The sequence below is a fragment of the Pseudomonas sp. MM213 genome, from assembly GCF_020423045.1.
GTDB lineage: Bacteria > Pseudomonadota > Gammaproteobacteria > Pseudomonadales > Pseudomonadaceae > Aquipseudomonas > Aquipseudomonas migulae.
The window spans coordinates 886512-907890 of the sequence record NZ_CP081943.1 but is presented as its reverse complement, the minus strand read 5'-3'; the positions used below and the strand labels follow the sequence as shown (position 1 = coordinate 907890).

Here is a 21379-nt window from a genome sequence, read left to right as displayed (position 1 = left end):
CTGCCTCAACTAGTGCATTTGCACCTTACCGCTGCCCTTTGGATCGCCACTCACCGGAAAACAATCCCCGCTCGCGTGCCCAGACAATCGCCTCGCTGCGACTGTGCACATCGAGTTTGGAGTAAACCGTCGATACGTGATTGCGCACCGTATTGGGGGCCAGTTTCAGGCGCGCGGCGATTTCCTTGTCGGCCAGGCCTTCGCAGATCAGGCCAAGCACATCACGCTCCCGGGCCGTCAGGTCGGTAAACGACACACTGGGCAATTTCGGCGAATTGACGCTTTTCACATTGGCGAGTTTTTCGATCAGCGTACGGCTGAACCAGGACGCGTCTTGCATCACTTCTTCGATGGCCGCCACCAACTCCAGTTCAGTGCGTTTGCGCTCGGTAATGTCCATCAACACCAACAGGTAACAAGGGTTGTCCTGAATGCTCACGGTGTCGGCGCAAATCGCGCAATCGATCAGTTGAGCGTCTTTTTTTCGGATACGCACATCGATGCGATCCAGGCGGCCGGTTTTCTCCAGCGCCGCAAACAGCCGAGTGCGGTCGCCTTGATCGTGGATAAAATCGATCTCCGCGAGGGTCTTGCCCAATACGTCTTCGCTGGGGTAAGCGAGCGTATCAAGGAAGGCTTCGTTGACGTCGATCACCACCTGATCGCCAGCACCGCACACGAGGGTGGGCACCGGGGTCAATCGAAAGGCCTTGGCGAAACGTTCCTCGCTCTGGCGCAGGGCAACTTCGGCCTTGTGCCGTGGCTCCATGTCGACGAAAGAAAACAGCATGCAGTCTTCGTCGTTCAGCTCCAGCGGCTGGCCTGCGACGATGACCTGTTTGCTGCTGCCGTCGGCCAACTTCAGCTCGGCCTGCATTTGGGGAATGGTGGTGTGTTCGCGCAAACGCTCGATCGCCAGGTCTTTCTTCTCGGCGCCTTCAAGGACGTCCAGCTCGTAGGTCGAAACACCGATGACTTGATCGCGGACATACCCGGTCATTTCCAGAAAACCCGAGTTGACCTTGATGTAGCGCAAATCGCTGAGGCGGCAGATCACCGCCGGGGCCGGGTTGGCGTTGAAGGTCTTTTCGAAGCGCTGTTCGGCGCTGGCCCACTCGGTGACATCGTCCATGATCAGCACCAGCGACTCCGGCGCCCCGGCACTGTCGGCCAGGACCATGCTGCGCACGTTGTGAACCCAGGTGCGATCCTCGTCGGCGGTCGGTGTCACCTCCACCAACACATCGCTGAAGGTCTCGCCCCGGGCAACCCGGTTGATCGGGTAATTGTCGGCCGCCACCGGGTGGTTATTGCGATAGCGCAACGCGAAACGCCGGGCATATTCCCTGGCGTTCGCGCCCAACTCGCTGATCCGGCTGACGCCGTGCATGGCCAGCGCAGCATCATTGGCCCACACAATGGTCTGGTCGAGCTCCAGCAGAATCACCCCGTCGGACAAACCGGCGATGATCTGCTGCAACTGGCGGCGATTGGTTTCGGTGCTCAGGACGTCCTGGCTCATTGGATCTCCACAATGGCGGCCGCGCCAACGTGTGGCGCTCTGTGAAGATTACGACCGCGAGGGGTAGGGATCGTGCGGCAAACATCCGAATCCGTAGGAGCGAAGCGTGCTCGCGAAGGGGCCATCGACTTCACTATCACTGTCGATTGAACGGGCGCCTTCGCGAGCAAGCTTCGCTCCTGCATGGGCTTACGCGAATTTCTGACGTTTATGCCGCGAGCTGCCCCCCGGCAATCGCCGCCGAAGCCGCCAGCATCGCCCGCAACAACACCGCACACCCCGCCGCCAGGTCATCCGGCGCGGCGTTTTCGATTTCGTTGTGGCTGATGCCGCCTTCGCACGGGACGAAGATCATCCCGGCCGGGCCGAGTTCCGCGAGGAAGATTGCGTCGTGCCCTGCTCCGCTGACGATGTCCATGTGCGACAAGCCAAGCCCCTGCGCGGCACCGCGTACCGCTTCGACGCAGCCCTTGTCGAAGTACAGCGGCGGGAAGTCGGCGGTGGGGGTCAGTTCGTAGGTCAGGCCGTGTTCTTCGCAAGTGGTTTCGATCACTTCACGGACTTCAGCGATCATCGAGTCCAGCCTCACCGGTTCCAGGTGACGGAAATCGAGGGTCATGCGCACTTCACCGGGGATGACGTTGCGTGAGCCGGGATAGGCTTGCAGACAACCGACGGTGCCACACGCGTGGGGTTGATGGCCGAGGGCGGCGCGGTTGACCGCACCGACGATCACGGCGGCGCCGACCAGTGCATCCTTGCGCAGGTGCATCGGGGTCGGGCCGGCATGGGCTTCGACACCGCGCAGTTTCAGGTCGAACCATTTCTGCCCGAGGGCGCCCATCACCACACCGATGGTTTTGTGTTCGTCCTCAAGGATCGGGCCTTGCTCGATGTGGGCTTCGAAATACGCGCCGACCGCGTGACCGCTGACTTTGCGTGGCCCGGCATAGCCGATGGCGTTCAGCGCTTCACCGACGGTAATGCCTTCGGCGTCGACCTTGGCGAGGGTTTCTTCAAGGGTGAATTTTTCCGCAAACACGCCAGAGCCCATCATGCACGGGGCGAAACGCGAGCCTTCTTCGTTGGTCCAGACCACCACTTCCAATGGCGCTTCGGTTTCCACGCCCAGGTCGTTGAGGGTGCGCAGCACTTCGACCCCGGCCAGTACGCCGAAGCAGCCGTCGAACTTGCCGCCGGTGGGTTGGGTGTCGATGTGGCTGCCGGTCATCACCGGCGGCAGGTTCGGGTTGCGGCCGGGGCGACGGGCGAAGATATTGCCGACGGCGTCGATGCTGACGGTGCACCCAGCCTCCTCGCACCACCTGACGAAAATGTCCCGGGCCTGGCGATCGAGGTCGGTCAGGGCCAGGCGACACACGCCGCCCTTGACCGTGGCGCCAAGCCGGGCCAGGTCCATGAGCGACTGCCACAGGCGGTCGCGGTTGATGTGCTGATGGGTGGATTGCAGAACGTCTGTGGCCGCGTTCATGGTGATCTCCTCAGGCAGTTTTTATAGGTTTTTCAGGCAATTCTTTGGTGTTTGTGGCGCCGCCTTCGCGGGCAAGCCTCGCTCCTACAGGTTTGCGTATTCCTTGTAGGAGCGAAGCTTGCTCGCGAAGAGGCCAGTGTTCACACCGGAGATTTCGCGATAGACGGGCTGGGCCGCACCGAGCACAACCCGTAATAAATCAACCCGCCCAGCGCCGAGCCAGTGAACCAGCCATAACTGTAAAACCAGCTGAACGCATCGCTGCCCAACGACAGCAACGTCAGCACCACCGGCACGCCGAACGCGATAAATCCATACCAGTTCCACGCCGGGTACACGTCATCGCGATACAACCCGGCCAGGTCCAGTTGCTGTTTCTTGATCAGGAAATAGTCCACCACCATGATCCCGGCGATCGGCCCGAGCAGGCTCGAATAACCCAGCAGCCAGTTCGAATAGACCGTTTCCAGGCTCAGGTCCGAGACAATCAGCCCAAGCTTCTTCAGCAACTCATGGCCCATCAGCAACAACCCCACCAGCCCGGTCAGCAACACCGCCTTGGTGCGGTTGATCACCTTCGGCGCGATGTTCTGGAAGTCGTTGGTCGGCGACACGATGTTGGCCGCGGTGTTGGTGGACAGCGTGGCAATGATGATCAACGCCATGGCCAGCGCCACCCAGACCGGGCTCTGGATATGGCCGATCAACGTCACGGGATCGGAGACGGTCACGCCCACCAGTTTCACCGACGCGGCAGTCATCACCACGCCCAGCGAGGCGAACAGGAACATGGTCAGCGGCAAGCCGATGATCTGCCCGACAATCTGGTCTTTCTGGCTCTTCGCATAGCGGCTGAAGTCGGGAATATTCAGCGACAACGTCGCCCAGAACCCGACCATCGCGGTCAGCCCTGCGGCGAAATAGCTGACCACACTGGCGCCTTCCGGACGCTTGGCCGGGATCGCCAGCAACTCGGTCATCGACACGTTCGGCATCGCCCACACCAGCAGACCGACACCCACCAGCACCAGCAGCGGCGCAGACAGCGTTTCAAGCCATTTGATCGAGTCGGCGCCGCGAATCACCACCCACAGGTTCAGCGCCCAGAAGACCATGAAACCGATGACTTCACCGGTGCCACCGAGGGATTTCCAGCCCTCAAACACCGAGCCCAGAAACAGGTGAATCGCCAGCCCGCCAAACATCGTCTGGATGCCGAACCAGCCACACGCCACCAGCGCACGGATCAGGCAGGGAATATTGGAACCGAGGATGCCGAAGGACGAACGCAGCAACACCGGGAACGGAATGCCGTATTTAGTGCCGGGGAAAGCATTCAGGGTCAGCGGGATCAACACAATGATGTTGGCAAGCAGAATTGCCACCAGCGCCTCGCCCACCGTCAGGCCGAAATAGGCGGTCAGCACACCGCCGAGGGTGTAGGTCGGCACGCAGATCGCCATGCCGACCCATAGCGCGGTGATGTGCCATTTGTTCCAGGTTCGTTCGCGCACCTTGGTCGGTGCCATGTCGTGGTTGTATCGGGGACTGTCGAGGACATCGCTGCCGGCTTCGAGCTCGAACAAGCCGTCGCGTTCGGTCACTTGCGATCTGATCTGTTGCATGGCCGCTCCACTGTTCTTTGAATTATTTTTTGCTCATCGGGGGCTGGCGGCATCAATAAACGTGCCGGGCACTCCGAATACGCATCGGGCAGTTCCATAAAAGCTTTGCAACTAACTGATGTTGATCAGTTTTATATCTATCTCCAGTGAGTACTCGGCGACGTGTCTGTTCTCTCAGGCTAAAGGCCAGGCAAGTTGTCCGAACCGTCAGGACTCAATCTGGTGCGTCGATCTTTTTTTCAAAGTTGCGCATCAACCATAGACCATTCTCAAGCGGCTGATTTCACATAAGAAATCTCGTCTATTTTTGGAACCTGTCAAGTGCGTCAAAATGGTGAGAGGCCTCACCATTTTGGTGATTAATCGATTTAGTTATTATTTATCAATAGCTTAAAACGGTTATATGCTTATAAAAAATATTCTTGCTCAATCCTTGAACTCATACTAGCTTCTAATCCTGACAGCGTTGACAGGAATACGACCGTTGACGCCAGCTGCATATAAAACAGTTAGAACTGACACCAGTCAGTCATTGCCTGCGAGGAACTCGGAATGTCTCTGTTGATCCGTGGCGCCACCGTTATTACCCATGATGAAAGTTATCGCGCCGACGTCTATTGCGCCGACGGCGTGATCAAAGCCATCGGTGACAATCTTGATGTTCCGGCGGGTGCCGAAGTGCTCGACGGCAGCGGCCAATACCTGATGCCCGGCGGCATCGACCCACACACGCACATGCAACTGCCCTTCATGGGCACCGTGGCCAGTGAAGACTTTTTCAGTGGCACGGCGGCGGGACTTGCCGGTGGCACCACGTCGATCATCGACTTCGTGATTCCCAACCCGCAGCAGTCGTTGATGGAAGCGTTTCATCAGTGGCGCGGCTGGGCGGAAAAATCAGCGTCGGACTATGGCTTCCACGTGGCGATCACCTGGTGGAGCGAGCAGGTCCGTGAGGAAATGGCCGAGCTGGTCAGCCATCACGGGGTCAACAGTTTCAAGCATTTCATGGCCTACAAGAACGCGATCATGGCAGCCGATGACACCCTCGTGGCGAGTTTCGAGCGCTGCCTGGAATTGGGCGCCGTGCCGACCGTGCATGCGGAAAACGGCGAACTGGTTTATCACCTGCAACGCAAGTTGATGGCCCAAGGCATTACCGGCCCTGAAGCGCATCCGCTGTCGCGCCCTTCGCAAGTCGAAGGTGAAGCGGCGAGCCGGGCGATTCGTATCGCCGAAACCCTGGGCACGCCACTGTACCTGGTTCACGTGTCGACCAAGGAAGCCCTCGACGAAATCACCTACGCCCGCAGCAAGGGCCAGCCAGTCTACGGTGAAGTGCTGGCCGGGCATTTGCTGCTGGATGACAGCGTCTACCAGCATCCGGACTGGCAGACCGCCGCCGGTTATGTGATGAGCCCGCCCTTCCGTCCTCGCGGCCATCAGGAGGCGCTTTGGCATGGCTTGCAGTCCGGCAACCTGCACACCACCGCCACCGACCACTGCTGTTTCTGCGCCGAGCAAAAAGCCGCAGGCCGTGACGACTTCAGCAAAATCCCGAATGGCACTGCCGGTATCGAAGACCGCATGGCCGTGCTGTGGGATGAAGGAGTGAACACCGGGCGTTTTTCGATGCAGCACTTTGTGGCGCTCACCTCCACCAACACCGCGAAGATCTTCAACCTCTACCCGCGTAAAGGTGCGATTCGCGTGGGTGCCGATGCGGATCTGGTGCTGTGGGATCCCGAAGGCACACGGACGATTTCGGCGAAGACGCATCACCAGCAGGTCGACTTCAACATCTTCGAAGGCAAGACCGTGCGCGGTGTGCCGAGCCATACGATCAGCCAGGGCCGTGTGGTCTGGGCGGACGGTGATTTGCGCGCCGAGCGTGGAGCCGGGCGCTATGTCGAACGGCCGGCGTATCCGGCGGTGTTTGATTTGCTGAGCAAGCGGGCGGAGTTGAATCAGCCAGTTGCTGTGAAACGCTGAGATCGAGGCCTTCGGCCTTCGCGGGCAAGCCTCGCTCCTACGGTGGATCGCATTTCAAACTGTAGGAGCGAGGCTTGCCCGCGAAGAGGCCGGCCCAGACAACAAAAAAACCAATGCCCATCAGAGGCAGTTACCTCAAATAACCGTGAGGCCAACACCGTGATCAAGACCCTGACCCACCTCCCGCATCCCGTTGAGAATGCGGCCGCCCTCGCCGGCCACTTCACCGATCTGGCGCCGCCGCTCAACGATCGCCAGGCGCACCTGGAAGCCTCGCGCTGCCTGTATTGCTACGACGCGCCGTGCGTGAACGCCTGTCCGAGCGACATCGACATTCCCTCGTTCATCCGCAATATCCATCAGGACAACGTGCAAGGCGCGGCGCAGAAAATCCTCTCGGCGAACATCCTCGGCGGCAGTTGCGCCCGGGTCTGTCCGACCGAAATCCTCTGCCAGCAAGCGTGTGTGCGCAACAACGACCATGAATGCGCGCCCGTCTTGATCGGCCTGTTGCAACGTTACGCCGTGGACAATGCGCACTTTAGCGAACACCCCTTCCCGCGCGCCGCCGCAACCGGTAAACGCATCGCGGTGGTAGGGGCCGGCCCGGCCGGTTTGTCCTGCGCTCATCGCAGTGCCATGCATGGGCATGACGTGGTGATTTTCGAAGCGCGGGAAAAGGCTGGCGGCCTCAACGAGTACGGGATCGCCAAGTACAAACTGGTGGACGATTACGCACAGAAGGAGCTGGATTTCCTGTTGCAGATCGGTGGCATCGAAATCCGTCACGGGCAAAAGCTCGGTGAAAACCTGACCTTGAGCGACCTGCATCAGCAATTCGACGCGGTGTTCCTCGGCCTCGGTCTCAATGCCAGCAAACAGCTTGGACTGAATCACGAGGACGCACCCGGCCTGCTCGCCGCCACCGAATACATCCGCGAGTTACGCCAGGCCGATGACCTGACACAACTGCCTTTGGCCGACCATTGCATCGTCCTCGGCGCCGGCAACACCGCCATCGACATGGCCGTGCAAATGGCCCGCCTCGGCGCGCATGACGTGAATCTGGTGTACCGCCGCGGTGTCGAGGACATGGGCGCCACCCACCATGAACAAGACATCGCCAAAGCCAATCAGGTGCGCTTGCTGACGTGGGCGCAACCCGAAGAAGTGTTGCTCGATGCTCAGGGCCACGTGCGCGGCATGCGCTTCGCCCGCACACACTTGGTAGAAGGTCGCCTGCAAACCACTGGCGAAACCTTCGAACTGGTCGCCGATGCGATCTTCAAAGCCATCGGCCAGGCCTTTGACTCAAGCGCCCTCAGCGACCCGCTGGCCCGTGAACTCAAGCGTCAGGGCGATCGGATTGCCGTCGATGAACAGCTGCGCACCAGCATCCCCGGCGTGTATGCCGGCGGCGACTGCACCAGCCTCGATCAGGACCTCACCGTGCAAGCCGTGCAGCACGGCAAGCTGGCTGCCGAGGCGATCAACGCTCAATTGATGCTCAACGTGGAGGCTGCGTAAATGGCCGATCTTTCGATTGTCTTCGCCGGCATCAAATCCCCCAACCCGTTCTGGCTGGCCTCTGCGCCGCCGACTGACAAGGCCTACAACGTGGTCCGCGCCTTTGAGGCCGGCTGGGGTGGCGTGGTCTGGAAAACCCTGGGTGAAGACCCGGCGGCGGTCAACGTGTCGTCGCGCTACTCGGCGCATTTCGGCGCCAACCGTGAAGTGCTGGGCTTCAATAACATCGAGCTGATCACCGACCGCTCGCTGGAGATCAACCTGCGGGAAATCACCCAGGTGAAAAAGGATTGGCCGGACCGCGCCTTGATCGTGTCGCTGATGGTGCCCTGCGTCGAAGAATCCTGGAAACACATCCTGCCGCTGGTGGAAGCCACCGGCGCCGACGGCATCGAGCTGAACTTCGGCTGCCCTCACGGCATGCCGGAACGGGGCATGGGCGCGGCCGTCGGTCAGGTGCCGGAGTATGTCGAGCAGGTCACCCGCTGGTGCAAGACGTATTGCTCGCTGCCGGTAATCGTCAAGCTCACACCGAACATCACCGACATCCGCGTCGCCGCCCGCGCGGCCCATCGCGGCGGTGCCGATGCGGTGTCGCTGATCAACACGATCAACTCGATCACCAGCGTTAACCTGGAACGCATGGTCGCCAATCCCATCGTCGGCAGCCAAAGCACTCACGGTGGTTATTGCGGCTCGGCGGTGAAGCCGATTGCGTTGAACATGGTCGCCGAGATTGCACGCGACCCGCAGACTCAAGGCTTGCCGATCTCCGGTATTGGCGGCATCGGCAACTGGCGCGACGCGGCGGAATTCATCGCGTTGGGCAGCGGCTCGGTGCAGGTGTGCACGGCGGCGATGCTGCATGGTTTCCGGATTGTCGAGGACATGAAGGACGGTTTGTCACGCTGGATGGACAGTCAGGGCTACGCCAGCGTGTCGGAATTTTCCGGGCGCGCGGTGGGCAATACCACGGACTGGAAGTACCTGGACATCAACTATCAGGTGATCGCGAAAATTGACCAGGAGGCGTGTATCGGTTGCGGTCGCTGCCATATCGCTTGCGAAGACACCTCGCACCAGGCGGTGGCCAGCCTCAGGCAGGCGGATGGGACGCACAAATATGAAGTGATCGATGACGAGTGTGTGGGCTGCAATTTGTGCCAGATCACTTGCCCGGTGCAGGACTGCATCGAGATGGTGCCGATGGAGAACGGGAAGCCGTTTCTGGATTGGAATCATGATCCGAGGAATCCGTATCATGTCGCCGTCTAAAATCTGCTGCGCCTGATCTGACGCCTTCGCGGGCAAGCCTCGCTCCTACAGGTACAGCGCGGTACCTGTAGGAGCGAGGCTTGCCCGCGAAGAGGCCATCAGCAACACCCGAGATATCAGGGCTCCAACCCGATCCCCCGCAAAATCACGCTCGTCACCGTCTGCACCGCCCGCTCAAACTGCATGTCCGACAGCGGCTGGTGGTCGTTCAGAATATTCACCTGGTGATCAAAGTCGGCGTAATGCTGAGTCGACGCCCAGATCATGTACAGCAGGCTGGAAGGCTCCACCGGCAGGATGCGTTTGTCGTCCACCCACTGGCGAATTTTCGCTTCTTTCATCTTGGCCCAGTCGTACAGGCTGGCGTCGAGTTTCTCACCCAGCGTCGGCGCGCCGTGGATGATTTCGTTGGCCCAGACTTTCGAACCGTAAGGCCGGCTGCGCGAGTGGTTCATCTTGGCGCGGATGTAGCTGCTGAGCACCACGCGCGGGTCATCGAACATCTCGAAGCACAGCGCATCCTGCTTCCACACTTCAAGTAAATCGAACAGCACGGCGCTGTAGAGCTCGGTCTTGGTGCTGAAGTAGTAATGCAGATTGGAGCGCGGCAGTTGCACTTCGGCGGCGATGTCGGCCATGGCGGTGCCGCCGAAACCTTTTTCGGCAAAGACCTTTTCGGCCCCGAGCAGAATTTTTTCGACGTTACTGCGGCGAATCTCGATCTTGTGATTGCCCATGAGGGCTCCCTGACAACAGCGTTGCTCAAGACTAGCATCCGCCCTACATCGCGGCGACAGCGGAAAACGAAACTTCGTACACCCACCCGCCGACGCTCACAGTTAAACTGTCGCCCTTCTTCGAACCTGCCTCTGAGGTACCCACGATGCTTTTCAAGAAAACCCTGACCGCCGCCGCCCTGCTCGGCTCGCTGCTCGCCGCTTCGTCGGTGTTTGCCCATGCCCATCTGAAAAGCCAGACGCCGGCTGCCGACAGCACCGTCAGTGCACCGTCGGATTTGCGCCTGGTGTTCTCCGAAGGTGTCGAAGCGGCATTCACCAAAGTCACGATCAGCAAGGACGGCGCCAACGTTGAGGTAAAAAGCCTGGCCACCGAAGGCAGCGATAAAAAGACCCTGGTCGTGACCCCGGCTGCGCCACTGGCGGCGGGCGCCTACAAAGTCGAATGGCATGCGGTGTCGGTCGATACCCACAAAAGCGAAGGCGCTTACAGCTTCAAGGTTGGCCAGTAATTCATGACGAGCGCGATGGTGCTGTGCCGCTTCCTGCATTTCACCGTGGTGCTGATGCTGTTCGGGGGCTGGGTATTCAGGCCGCTGCTGTTGGGTCATGAGGCGTTGCTGGACAAAACGCTGGCACGAGTCAGCCGCTGGCTCGCCTCGGTCGCATTGGTCAGCGGCATCGCCTGGCTGCTGCTGATCACCGTCAGCATGGCCGGTGCGTGGGAGGCGGCGTTCGATCCGTCGACCTTGCGCCTGGTGCTGGGCAATACGTTTTTCGGCCAGGTCTGGCGCTGGCATCTGCTGCTCAATGGCTTGCTGATGGTTGTGCTGCTGACACCGCTTCACACCAGCCTGCCCTTGCGCCTGGTCCTCGGCGGCCTGCTGCTGGCGACGTTGGCACCGGTCGGTCACGGCGCGATGCTCGATGGCCTCAGCGGCCAGTTGCTGATCCTCAATCAAATCATTCACCTGACCTGCGTCGGGGCCTGGCTCGGTGGGTTGTTGCTGCTGGTGATGATCCTGCGGCAACCGGCTGGCCATGCTGTCCGCGAAATACTGCAACGCTTCAGCGGTGTCGGTTATGCGCTGGTGGCGGGACTGGTGATTACCGGGCTGATCAATGTGCGGGTGTTGACCGGGCAGTTCTGGCCGACCCCGTTGCTGTCCGGGTTTGCGTTGATTCTGCTGATCAAGGTGCTGCTGGTGAGTGCGATGCTGGGGTTGGCGCTGTTCAATCGGCAGCGGATCAAGGATTGCGAGCAGCGCATGGCGACGCTCAAAACCAGTGTGATTATGGAGTGGCTGCTGGGCATTGGCGCTGTGGCGGCAGTCTCCCTCCTGGGCACCATGCCCCCGATGATTACCGGATAAACACCGTTTTTGTAGGAGCCGGCTTGCTGGCGATCCAGGCGACGCGGTCTTCCTGATACACCGCGGTGCCTGGATCGCCAGCAAGCCGGCTCCTACAAGGATCGTGTGGGGCCATTCGAGTCATCGTATAACTTCTGATTGACATACCCTGAAACACTCGCAAATAATCGCCCCGATGTTGTACGACGACGTATGACAAAAATAAAAACAACAAATACCCAGGGAACGTCACAGTGAGCAAACTCGCCCGCAATTCCTCCAGCCGCACTTCTCGCCCTGTCTTCGCACGCCGGCATACCCTGAGCCTGATCGGTTGCAGCAGCCTGGCCGTACTCGCCATGCCTGTGATCGGCCACGCCGAAGGTTTCGTCGATGACGCCAAGGCCACGCTGAACCTGCGCAACTTCTACATCAACCGCAACTTCACCAACCCGACCTACCCACAAGGCAAGGCCGAAGAGTGGACGCAAAACTTCATCCTCGACGCCAAGTCAGGCTTCACCCCAGGCCCGGTCGGTTTTGGTGTGGATGTGCTGGGCCTGTACTCGCAAAAGCTCGATGGCGGCAAAGGCACCGGCGGTACACAACTGCTGCCGATCCACGATGACGGTCGCCCTGCCGACAACTTCGGCCGGATGGGAGTGGCGCTCAAAGGCAAAATCTCGAAAACCGAATTGAAGGTCGGCGAATGGATGCCGATACTGCCGATCCTGCGTTCGGATGACGGCCGCTCCCTGCCGCAAACCTTCCGCGGTGGCCAGGTGACCTCTACCGAGATCAGCGGCCTGACGCTCTACGGCGGCCAGTTCCGGCAGAACAGCCCGCGCAACGATGCGAGCATGGAAGACATGTCCATGAACGGCAAAGCGGCGTTCACCTCGGACCGTTTCAACTTCGGTGGTGGTGAATACCTGTTCAACGAGAAGCGCACGCAGGTCGGCGTCTGGTACGCGGAACTCACTGACATTTATCAGCAGCAGTATTTCAACCTGAGCCACAGCCAACCCATCGGCGACTGGACCCTCGGCGCCAACCTCGGCTTCTTCAACGGCAAGGAAGATGGCAGTGCCCTGGCCGGTGACCTGGACAACAAAACCACGTTCGCCATGCTGTCTGCCAAATACGGCGGCAACACCTTTTACGTCGGCCTGCAAAAGCTCACCGGCGACAATGCCTGGATGCGCGTCAACGGCACCAGCGGCGGCACCCTGGCCAACGACAGCTACAACTCCAGCTACGACAACGCCAGGGAAAAATCCTGGCAACTGCGTCATGACTACAACTTCGTCGCCCTGGGCATTCCCGGCCTGACGATGATGAACCGCTACATCAGCGGCGATAACGTGCACACCGGCGCTATCACCGACGGCAAGGAATGGGGCCGCGAATCGGAACTGGCCTACACCATACAGAGCGGCGTGCTGAAGAACCTCAACGTCAAATGGCGCAACGCGAGCATTCGCAAAGACTTCAGCAACAACGAGTTCGATGAAAACCGCATTATCATCAACTACCCGATTTCGTTGTTGTAATACGCGCTACTGACCTGTAGGAGCGAAGCTTGCTCGCGAAAGACGTCAACGATAACGCATGTTTTCTGGATAAACGCGTTGCCCTGAAGTCCTTCGCGAGCAAGCTTCGCTCCTACAGGGGATAACGTTCTTGCCAGGTAACCCTCCGTCTTTTTTGACCAAAGTTGCGTTGACAAGACCCGGAAACCCTAACGATACTTCGGCACAGTCGTACGACAACCTACAACGAACTCAACAACAATAATTTCGCGCCCAGGAACTTCCATGACCACCACTTCCCAAGCCCCTTTCAATCGCCTGCTGCTGACCGGTGCCGCCGGTGGCCTCGGTAAAGTGCTGCGCGAACGCCTGCGGCCTTACGCCAAGGTCATTCGCCTGTCGGACATCGCCGACATCGCCCCCGCCATTGATGACCGCGAAGAAGTCGTGACCTGCGACCTCGCGGACAAGCAAGCCGTGCATCACCTGGTCGAAGGCGTGGACGCGATCCTGCACTTCGGCGGTGTGTCGACAGAGCATTCGTTCGAAGACATCCTCGGCGCCAACATTTGCGGCGTGTTCCACATCTACGAAGCGGCGCGCCGTCATGGCGTCAAGCGGGTGATTTTCGCCAGTTCCAACCACGTCATCGGTTTCTACAAACAGGATGAAGTGATTGACGGCCGATCCCCTCGCCGCCCGGACAGCTACTACGGTTTGTCCAAGTCCTACGGCGAAGACATGGCCAGCTTCTACTTCGATCGCTACGGCATCGAGACCGTCAGCATCCGTATCGGCTCCTCGTTCCCGGAACCGCTAAACCGTCGAATGATGAGCACCTGGCTGAGCTTCGGCGACCTGACCCAACTGATCGAACGCTCCCTGTACGCGCCGAACGTCGGCCACACCGTGGTCTATGGCGCTTCCGACAACAAAAAACTCTGGTGGGACAACCGCTACGCCACCGCGCTGGGTTATGCACCGCAGGACACCTCTGAAGTGTTCCGTGCAAAAATCGACGCCCAGCCGATGCCGGCCGCTGATGACCCGGCGATGGTTTACCAGGGTGGCGCGTTTGTCGCGTCCGGTCCGTTCGGCGATTGAGTCAGCGCTGTTCACTTGATCCCCACAACAAAAACCCAGGGAATGAGTTGCCATGCAAGCCGAATTGATTGTCGATGCCCGCAACACGGTCGGTGAAAGCCCGGTCTGGGTCCCGGAAGAAAACGCCCTGTACTGGGTCGACATTCCCGCCGGGGGCCTGCAACGCTGGAGCGCCGAAACCGGGCATGTCGAGGCCTGGACGGCGCCGGAGATGCTCGCCTGCATCGCGCGTCACCGCGATGGCAGCTGGGTCGGCGGGATGGAAAGCGGATTCTTCCGCCTCCAGCCGCACAATGACGGCAGCCTCGACAGCGAACTGCTGGCCCACGTCGATCACCCGCGTACCGACATGCGCCTCAACGATGGTCGCTGCGACCGTCAGGGGCGTTTCTGGGCCGGCAGCATGGTGTTGAACATGGGCGCCAACGCGGCCGACGGTGCGCTGTATCGCTACGCCGACGGGCAGCGCGGGCCGCTCGACGCGCTACTGTCAGGATTCATCGTCCCCAACGGCCTGGGCTTCAGCCCGGACGGGCGCACGATGTACCTGTCTGACTCGCATCCCCTGGCCCAGCAAATCTGGGCCTTCGATTACGACATCGACAGCGGCACGCCGACAAACCGCCGGCTGTTCGTCGACATGAATCACTTCTGCGGTCGCCCCGACGGCGCTGCCGTGGATGCCGAAGGCTGCTATTGGATTTGCGCCAACGATGCCGGGCTGATTCACCGTTTCACCCCCGACGGACGCCTGGACCGCTCCCTCACCGTACCGGTGAAAAAGCCGACCATGTGCGCCTTCGGCGGCAGTCGACTGGACACCCTGTTCGTGACCTCGATCCGCCCCGGCGACGACCATGACGAACAGTCACTGGCGGGCGGTGTGTTCGCCCTTGATCCTGGGGTAAAAGGCTTGCCCGAACCCCTTTTCAGCCACTGACCGAATTCGCCAGACAACGCTGTACCTGTAGGAGCCAGGCTTGCCGGCGAAGGCGTCCTTGAGATCGCCTTCGCCGGCAAGCCTGGCTCCTACGGATAGTCCACGCATTCATTGATTTCGCAGGTCACCATGACGCCAACACTGCTCGAACTCGAAGACGAATTCACCCACCTCACCCTCGCCCCCGAAACCGGTGGCAGCATCGTCAACTGGACCGTCAACAGTTCGGGGCAGCCGCTGTTGCGCCACAGTGACGCGCACGCGCTGAACACCGGTCTGCCGGGCAAGCTCGGCTGTTTTCCGCTGGTGCCATGGTCCAACCGTATTTCCGACGGCGGTTTCGATCGCCCTGACGGCTGGCTCGCGCTCGAGCCCAACAGCCTCACCGATCCCCTGCCGATTCACGGCAGCGCCTGGCAACAACCATGGCAGGTGGTTTCGCAGACCCGTGATGAAGTCGTCCTGCAACTCGACAGCACCAGGCCGTTCGCCTATCGCGCCCGGCAGCGTTTTCAGTTGAGCCAGGGCAAACTGAGCATCGAACTGCACGTCACGCATCTGGCCGAGCGCGCCGCGTGGCATGGTTTGGGGCTGCACCCGTACTTGCCCCGTACCGCCGGCACTCGGTTACAGACCAAGGCTGAGCAGGTGTGGTGGTGCGACGCCTCGAAACTGCCGACCCGACTCGGTTCGTTGCCTGCCGAGTGGGATTTTCGCCAGCTCAAGGCCCTGCCCGACACGCTGGTCGACAATGGTTTCTGCGGATGGGATGGCCATTGCCTGATCCAGCAACCCGACCTCGGTTATGAACTGGAATGCCAGGCCAGCGGCAGCGATTACTTCCTGCTGTACTGCCCGGTGGACCTGGGGTTTTTCTGCATCGAACCGGTGAGCCATCCAGTCAATGCGCACCACTTGCCCGGTCGGCCGGGACTGGTGCTGCTGGAACAAGGTCAATCCGCCGAGCTGGGTTTCAGCCTGCAATACCGCGCCTACCCCAACAGCTGACTCAGCACTGCGCGCAACTTGCCGGGTTTCACCGGCTTGTTCAGCAACGGCGCATCCAGTCGCTGCAAGGAGCGGCGGCACTGATCGGTGCGGTCGGCGGTGATGATCACCGCCGGAATCGTCTGGCTGAAATGCTCGCGCAAATGCCGGACCACCTCGCACCCCACCACCCCATGATCGAGGTGGTAATCCGCCAGAATCAGCTCCGGCGCGTGGCCCTGCAACGCGGCCAGCGCCGAGGCCTCGTCGGTGGCGGTGACCACTTCGCAACCCCATTGCCCGAGCAGCGCGCTCATGCTTTGCAGAATGCTGACCTCGTTGTCCAGCACCAGCAAACGCCGGCCCGGCAGCGGATTGCCCGTGCCCGGCTGGGGCGCCGCGAGGCTGATGGGTAACGGAACCTCACGGGAAATCGGCACCTCAATGCTGAACATCGAGCCGCGTCCCGGCAGCGAATGCACCTGGACCCGGTAATCGAGAATCTTGGCGATGCGCTCGACGATCGCCAATCCCAGCCCCACACCTTTGCGGTCGGCGGCGCGGCCGACGTCCAGTTGATTGAACTCAAGGAAGATCGAGTCGAGGCGATCCGCCGGGATCCCGCGCCCGGTGTCCCAGACTTCAAGACGCAACCTGTCACCGCGACGCCGGGCGCCGAGCAGGATGCTGCCCTCGTCGGTATAGCGACAGGCGTTGCTGAGGAAATTGCGCAGGATGCGCGTCATCAGGCGCAGGTCGGTGCGAATGGCGTAATCGCCCATGTGCACACGCAAGCGCAGCCCGGCCGCGTCGGCCACTGACTGGAATTCCGACACCAGCGGCCCGAGCAATTCATCGAGGCGGTACAACGCGACATCCGGTTTGACTGCCGCTTGATCGAGCCGGGAGATGTCCAGCAAATCGGTGAGCAAGTCTTCCGCCCCTTCCAGGGCCTGATGCGTGCGTTCGACCAGCACCTGTTCGACGTCCGGGAGTTTGCGCTCACGCAAGGTCGAAATCAGCAAACGCGCAGCGTTCAGCGGTTGCAGCAGGTCATGACTGGCGGCGGCGAGGTATTTGTCCTTGCTGCGATTGGCGGCCTCGGCGGCATCACGGGCATCGCGCAAGGCTTCGGCGATCTGTTTACGCTGGGTGATCTGTTGCTGCAGGTTGCGGTTGGCTTCGAGCAATTCGTCGGTGCGCGCGGTGACGCGTTGCTCCAGTTCGTCATTGAGCTGTTGCAACCGTTGCTGGGCCTGTTTGCGCTCGGTGATGTCAGCGACAAAACCTTCCACCAGCTGTTCCTTATCGGGCCTGAGCAACAGGTTCATCAGCACATCGACGCTGCTGCCGTCCTGGCGGCGCAACTGGGTTTCGTAACCATGCAGGCTGCCTTGATGCCGAAGGATCTCGCCGATGTTTTCCAGCTCCTGCTCACCGCCGACGAACAGCTGGCTGGCCAGGTCTGCCTTGGAAAACATCACGTCTTGCGGGTCCTGATAGCCGAGCATGCGTGCCAGCGCCGTGTTGGCTGCCCGCATGCCGCCGTCGAGGCTGGCCTGGAAAATCCCGTAGACCGCGTGCTCGAACAACCACTTGTAGCGATTGCGCTCGGTTTCCAGGTCTTCCAGGCGGGCGGCCAGTTCCGGGTAATGGCTCTTGCGCGCCGAATGGCTGCCCAATCCGAGCAAGCCGGCCAGCGCCGCCTGTTGCTCGTCAGAGGGCTTCGCCATAGACGACCTCGACATCACGCTGACTGGATTCACGCGGGTTGGTCAGGATGCACGGATCGTGCATGGCATGTTGCGACAGGAACGGGATGTCCGCCGTGCTGACGCCGTGCAAGCCAAGGGTTTCGTGGAAGCCGATGGCGTGTTTCAACGCGATCAGATGTTCAACCAGCCGCCCGCAGATCTGCCGGTGATTGAGGCCACGGCAATCGATGCCGAACGTCTCGGCAATCACCTTGAAGCGTTCCGGCGCCGAGCTGTAATTGAAGGCCACCACGTGCTCCACCAACACCGCGTTGCACAGGCCATGGGGCAAATCGAGGAAGCCACCGAGGCTGTGAGACATGGCGTGCACCGCGCCGAGGATCGCGTTGGAGAACGCCAGCCCGGCCTGCATGCTGCCGAGCATGATTTTCTCGCGCAGGGCGATGTCCGTCGGGTTGGCGATCATCTGCACCAGGTTGCCGTTGATCAGGCGCATGGCTTCCAGCGCGTGGGGGTCGGTCAGTGGCCCGTGGCCCGTGGAGACGAAGGCTTCGATGGCATGCACCAACGCGTCGATGCCGGTACAGGCCGACAGGAACGGGTCCATGCTCAGGGTGGTTTCCGGGTCGATCAGAGACACGTCCGGCACCACCGCTTTACTGACGATGGAGAATTTCATGCGTTCTTGCTGGTTGGAGATGATCACGAATTGCGAGACGTCCGCCGAGGTGCCGGCGGTGGTCGGGATCAGGATCAATGGCGGGCTGGGCACGCTGATGGTGTCCACCCCTTCGAACTCGAGGATGCTGCGCCCGTGAGCGACGACAATGCCGATGCCCTTGCCGCAATCCATCGGGCTGCCGCCACCAACGGCGACGATCACGTCGCAGTGGTTTTCCCGGTACAACTCGGCACCGAGCATGACTTCCTCGACACGCGGGTTGGGCGAAACGTCGCTATACAAAAAGTAATCGATGCCCTGGGCCTGCAGGCTGGCCTCGACATCGGCAACCCACCCGGCGGCAATGACGCCGGGGTCGCTGACCACCAGGACCTTGCGCGCGCCAAAGGTCTTGGCATAGTTGCCGACGTTGTGCCGGCAACCGGCACCGAAGATGATTTCAGGCGAAACGAATTTACGCAGCTGGCTGAGACTCTGGCTCATTGGAAAAGCCTGTTTTTATTGTTTTGGAAGGTAAGAACCACACTAACCCATCCGGCTGTGAATGCAATCAGACCAATGGGTAGTCAGATTCCAAACTCACTGACGATCCCCTGTAGGAGCCGGCTTGCTGGCGATGAGGCCCGCGAGTTATGCGTCGCCAGTGCGGCCGCCATCGCCAGCAAGCCGGCTCCTACAGGGGGTGTGTGCAGGGTGGGTTATCCGCGGTAGATCAAGCGGGAAGCCTTCTCATTGCGCAAGGTCAGGTGTTCCATGCCCTGCCCCGGCGCATCGGCCTCCTCGCGAGCCTTGAGGATCGCGCCATGGTGCGGTGACTTGCTGCACACCGGGTCGGCATTGGCGGCATCGCCAGTCAGCATGAATGCCTGGCAGCGGCAGCCACCCAGGTCCTTGTGTTTTTCATCGCAGGAGCGGCATGGCTCCTTCATCCAGTCGTCGCCACGGAAGCGGTTGAAACCGAAGGAGTCGTTCCAGATGTGCTCGATGCTGTGTTCGCGCACATTGGGGAATGTCACCGGCAATTGCCGGGCGCTATGACAGGGCAACGCCGTGCCGTCCGGGGTGATGTCGAGAAACAGATTGGCCCAGCCGTTCATGCAGGTCTTGGGGCGTTCTTCGTAGTAATCCGGGGTGACGAAGATCAACTTGCACGGATGCCCCTGCGCCTCAAGCCGTTCGCGGTATTCATTGGTGATGCGTTCGGCGCGCTGCAATTGCTCGCGGGTCGGCAACAGGCCCACGCGATTGAGCTCGGCCCACCCATAAAACTGACACGTGGCCAGCTCGACAAAATCCGCTTCCAGCTCCAGGCACAAGTCGATGATGCGGTCGATGCGATCGATGTTGTGCCGATGGGTGACGAAGTTCAGCACCATCGGATAACCCTGGGCTTTCACCGCGCGGGCCATGGCGAGTTTCTGCGCGAACGCCTTGCGCGAGCCGGCGAGCATGTTGTTGACCGCTTCGTCGGCCGCCTGGAAGCTGATCTGGATATGGTCGAGTCCGGCGACTTTGAAATCATGGACTTTCTGCTCGGTCAGGCCGATGCCCGAGGTGATCAGGTTGGTGTAGTAACCCATGTCCCGTGCGGCTTTTATCAGCTCCGCCAGGTCCTGGCGCACCAGCGGCTCACCGCCGGAAAACCCCAGTTGCGCAGCGCCCATCGCACGCGCCTCGCGGAACACGCGAATCCATTCCTCAGTGCTCAGCTCTGCGCCTTGCTGGGCGAAATCCAGTGGATTGGAGCAATAGGGGCATTGCAACGGGCAGCGATAAGTCAGCTCCGCCAACAGCCACAGCGGTGGCCCCGGAGGCGCATCATTCGATCCAGAATTGAGCATGGGCCACCTCCAGAAACGCCAGCACATCCTCGTCGATCCCCGGCACACCGGGAAAACTCGCGGAGAGCAAATCGATGATCGCCGCCACACTGCGTTGACCGTCCAGCAGGTCGAGAATCTGCCCGGCACTGGCGTTGAGTTTGATCATGCCTTCGGGGTACAGCAGCACGTGGCAGTCCTGACGAGGTTCCCACTGCAGGCGAAACCCCCGGCGCAATGCCGGTGACTGCGCACGATTGATCGGGCTCACAAGGCGATCCCCCGATGCCAGACGCGTTCGGTGGTCACCGTGTGATACGGCGGGCGTTCCAGCTCGTAGGCCATGCTCATGGCGTCGAGCATGCTCCACAGCACGTCGAGCTTGAACTGGAGGATTTCCAGCATGCGCTGCTTGGCTTCGACGGTGACGTAGTGCGCCAGGGTAATGCGCAAACCGTGCTCGACATCGCGCCGCGCCTGACTCAGGCGCGTGCGGAAATAGTCGTAACCGGCGACGTCGATCCACGGGTAATGCGCGGGCCAGGCGTCCAGCCGCGACTGGTGGATCTGCGGGGCGAACAGCTCGGTCAGCGAGCTGCTGGCCGCTTCCTGCCAGCAGGCGCGCCGGGCGAAATTGACGTAGGCGTCCACGGCGAAACGTACGCCGGGCAATACCAGTTCCTGGGACAGAATTTGCTCACGATCCAGGCCCACAGCTTCGCCCAACCGCAGCCAGGCTTCGATACCGCCTTCGCTGCCAGGCACGCCGTCATGGTCGAGAATCCGTTGCAGCCATTCGCGGCGCACGTCGCGCTCCGGGCAGTTGGCGAGGATGGCGGCGTCCTTGAGCGGAATGTTGATCTGGTAGTAGAAGCGGTTGGCGACCCAGCCTTGAATCTGCTCGCGACTGGCGCGACCGGCGTACATGGCTTGGTGGAACGGGTGATGGATGTGGTAGTACGCGCCTTTGGCGCGCAGGGCCTGTTCGAATTCGGTGGGGTTCATCGCTGTATCAGTCATTGCAGGTCTCCTGGAGGATTTGCGGTGTCTGGTCTGGCGCCTTCGCGGGCGAGCCTC

The 21379-nt window shown here is 60.8% G+C and carries 18 protein-coding genes; 9 read left to right on the top strand and 9 right to left on the bottom strand.

The window, feature by feature from the left end; all coding sequences use genetic code 11:
- Positions 1-25: 25 nt before the first annotated feature.
- From K5R88_RS04220 to K5R88_RS04210, 3 genes are all read right to left on the bottom strand, one after another.
- On the bottom strand, positions 26-1522 hold the full coding sequence (locus K5R88_RS04220; RefSeq protein WP_226299267.1) for a helix-turn-helix transcriptional regulator: 1497 nt from the start codon (positions 1520-1522) through the stop codon (positions 26-28).
- A gap of 208 nt (positions 1523-1730) precedes the next feature.
- On the bottom strand, positions 1731-3014 hold the full coding sequence (locus K5R88_RS04215) for a Zn-dependent hydrolase (RefSeq protein ID WP_226299266.1): 1284 nt from the start codon (positions 3012-3014) through the stop codon (positions 1731-1733).
- Between the two features lie 140 nt (positions 3015-3154).
- The gene (locus tag K5R88_RS04210) at positions 3155-4639 is read right to left on the bottom strand and encodes an NCS1 family nucleobase:cation symporter-1 (RefSeq protein WP_008036778.1); all 1485 of its coding nucleotides are present in this window, start codon (positions 4637-4639) and stop codon (positions 3155-3157) included.
- A gap of 552 nt (positions 4640-5191) precedes the next feature.
- On the opposite strand from K5R88_RS04210, the gene hydA reads away from it, so the two are divergent.
- The 3 genes from hydA (at position 5192) to preA (ending at position 9433) form a co-directional block, all read left to right on the top strand.
- Complete coding sequence (gene hydA, locus K5R88_RS04205; protein WP_008024835.1) at positions 5192-6631, top strand: dihydropyrimidinase; 1440 nt, start codon at positions 5192-5194, stop codon at positions 6629-6631.
- Positions 6632-6790: 159 nt separating this feature from the next.
- A complete protein-coding gene (locus tag K5R88_RS04200; RefSeq protein WP_226299265.1) occupies positions 6791-8158 on the top strand; it encodes an NAD(P)-dependent oxidoreductase in 1368 nt (455 codons plus the stop codon).
- A complete protein-coding gene (gene preA / locus K5R88_RS04195; protein WP_192227454.1) occupies positions 8159-9433 on the top strand; it encodes an NAD-dependent dihydropyrimidine dehydrogenase subunit PreA in 1275 nt (424 codons plus the stop codon). It begins immediately after the preceding gene.
- A gap of 116 nt (positions 9434-9549) precedes the next feature.
- Here preA and K5R88_RS04190 read toward each other — a convergent pair whose 3' ends face one another.
- Entirely contained in the window at positions 9550-10170 is a 621-nt protein-coding gene (locus tag K5R88_RS04190; RefSeq protein WP_008024841.1) for a TetR/AcrR family transcriptional regulator, read from the bottom strand.
- 146 nt (positions 10171-10316) lie between these two features.
- Here K5R88_RS04190 and copC point away from each other — a divergent pair, with 146 nt between their 5' ends.
- The 6 genes from copC (at position 10317) to K5R88_RS04160 (ending at position 16106) form a co-directional block, all read left to right on the top strand.
- The gene (gene copC, locus K5R88_RS04185) at positions 10317-10682 is read left to right on the top strand and encodes a copper homeostasis periplasmic binding protein CopC (protein ID WP_008024843.1); all 366 of its coding nucleotides are present in this window, start codon (positions 10317-10319) and stop codon (positions 10680-10682) included.
- Between the two features lie 3 nt (positions 10683-10685).
- On the top strand, positions 10686-11543 hold the full coding sequence (gene copD, locus K5R88_RS04180; RefSeq protein ID WP_226299264.1) for a copper homeostasis membrane protein CopD: 858 nt from the start codon (positions 10686-10688) through the stop codon (positions 11541-11543).
- A gap of 233 nt (positions 11544-11776) precedes the next feature.
- A complete protein-coding gene (locus K5R88_RS04175; protein WP_226299263.1) occupies positions 11777-13075 on the top strand; it encodes an OprD family porin in 1299 nt (432 codons plus the stop codon).
- A gap of 264 nt (positions 13076-13339) precedes the next feature.
- A complete protein-coding gene (locus tag K5R88_RS04170) occupies positions 13340-14158 on the top strand; it encodes an NAD-dependent epimerase/dehydratase family protein (protein ID WP_226299262.1) in 819 nt (272 codons plus the stop codon).
- A 52-nt stretch (positions 14159-14210) separates the two neighbouring features.
- Positions 14211-15098: an SMP-30/gluconolactonase/LRE family protein gene (locus K5R88_RS04165; RefSeq protein WP_223452670.1), complete on the top strand. Its 888-nt coding sequence runs from the start codon at positions 14211-14213 to the stop codon at positions 15096-15098.
- Positions 15099-15227: 129 nt separating this feature from the next.
- A complete protein-coding gene (locus K5R88_RS04160) occupies positions 15228-16106 on the top strand; it encodes an aldose 1-epimerase (protein WP_226299261.1) in 879 nt (292 codons plus the stop codon).
- Here K5R88_RS04160 and K5R88_RS04155 read toward each other — a convergent pair.
- From K5R88_RS04155 to pqqC, 5 genes are all read right to left on the bottom strand, one after another.
- Positions 16091-17818, bottom strand: coding sequence for a PAS domain-containing hybrid sensor histidine kinase/response regulator (locus K5R88_RS04155; protein ID WP_008036767.1), 1728 nt, complete (start codon positions 17816-17818; stop codon positions 16091-16093). The genes K5R88_RS04160 and K5R88_RS04155 overlap by 16 nt on opposite strands.
- On the bottom strand, positions 17802-18965 hold the full coding sequence (ercA, locus tag K5R88_RS04150) for an alcohol dehydrogenase-like regulatory protein ErcA (RefSeq protein WP_008024858.1): 1164 nt from the start codon (positions 18963-18965) through the stop codon (positions 17802-17804). Before ercA ends, K5R88_RS04155 begins: the two co-directional genes overlap by 17 nt.
- 215 nt (positions 18966-19180) lie before the next feature.
- Positions 19181-20323 carry a pyrroloquinoline quinone biosynthesis protein PqqE gene (pqqE, locus tag K5R88_RS04145; RefSeq protein ID WP_226299260.1) on the bottom strand — a complete coding sequence of 381 codons (1143 nt, stop codon included), beginning with the start codon at positions 20321-20323 and terminating at the stop codon, positions 19181-19183.
- A complete protein-coding gene (gene pqqD / locus K5R88_RS04140; protein WP_008024861.1) occupies positions 20301-20573 on the bottom strand; it encodes a pyrroloquinoline quinone biosynthesis peptide chaperone PqqD in 273 nt (90 codons plus the stop codon). The genes pqqE and pqqD overlap by 23 nt, the downstream gene beginning before the upstream one ends.
- Positions 20570-21322, bottom strand: coding sequence for a pyrroloquinoline-quinone synthase PqqC (pqqC, locus tag K5R88_RS04135; protein ID WP_226299259.1), 753 nt, complete (start codon positions 21320-21322; stop codon positions 20570-20572). Before pqqC ends, pqqD begins: the two co-directional genes overlap by 4 nt.
- Between the last annotated feature and the right edge of the window lie 57 nt (positions 21323-21379).

Excerpts from the sequence above, each read along its gene's own strand:
- pqqC (WP_226299259.1), bottom strand. The coding sequence starts at position 21,322 with ATGACTGATACAGCGATGAACCCCACCGAATTCGAACAGGCCCTGCGC.
- copD (WP_226299264.1), top strand. The coding sequence starts at position 10,686 with ATGACGAGCGCGATGGTGCTGTGCCGCTTCCTGCATTTCACCGTGGTG.
- K5R88_RS04215 (WP_226299266.1), bottom strand. The coding sequence starts at position 3,014 with ATGAACGCGGCCACAGACGTTCTGCAATCCACCCATCAGCACATCAAC.
- copC (WP_008024843.1), top strand. The coding sequence starts at position 10,317 with ATGCTTTTCAAGAAAACCCTGACCGCCGCCGCCCTGCTCGGCTCGCTG.
- K5R88_RS04190 (WP_008024841.1), bottom strand. The coding sequence starts at position 10,170 with ATGGGCAATCACAAGATCGAGATTCGCCGCAGTAACGTCGAAAAAATT.
- K5R88_RS04160 (WP_226299261.1), top strand. The coding sequence starts at position 15,228 with ATGACGCCAACACTGCTCGAACTCGAAGACGAATTCACCCACCTCACC.
- K5R88_RS04210 (WP_008036778.1), bottom strand. The coding sequence starts at position 4,639 with ATGCAACAGATCAGATCGCAAGTGACCGAACGCGACGGCTTGTTCGAG.
- K5R88_RS04220 (WP_226299267.1), bottom strand. The coding sequence starts at position 1,522 with ATGAGCCAGGACGTCCTGAGCACCGAAACCAATCGCCGCCAGTTGCAG.
- K5R88_RS04155 (WP_008036767.1), bottom strand. The coding sequence starts at position 17,818 with ATGGCGAAGCCCTCTGACGAGCAACAGGCGGCGCTGGCCGGCTTGCTC.
- ercA (WP_008024858.1), bottom strand. The coding sequence starts at position 18,965 with ATGAGCCAGAGTCTCAGCCAGCTGCGTAAATTCGTTTCGCCTGAAATC.
- pqqE (WP_226299260.1), bottom strand. The coding sequence starts at position 20,323 with ATGCTCAATTCTGGATCGAATGATGCGCCTCCGGGGCCACCGCTGTGG.
- K5R88_RS04170 (WP_226299262.1), top strand. The coding sequence starts at position 13,340 with ATGACCACCACTTCCCAAGCCCCTTTCAATCGCCTGCTGCTGACCGGT.
- K5R88_RS04165 (WP_223452670.1), top strand. The coding sequence starts at position 14,211 with ATGCAAGCCGAATTGATTGTCGATGCCCGCAACACGGTCGGTGAAAGC.
- preA (WP_192227454.1), top strand. The coding sequence starts at position 8,159 with ATGGCCGATCTTTCGATTGTCTTCGCCGGCATCAAATCCCCCAACCCG.
- hydA (WP_008024835.1), top strand. The coding sequence starts at position 5,192 with ATGTCTCTGTTGATCCGTGGCGCCACCGTTATTACCCATGATGAAAGT.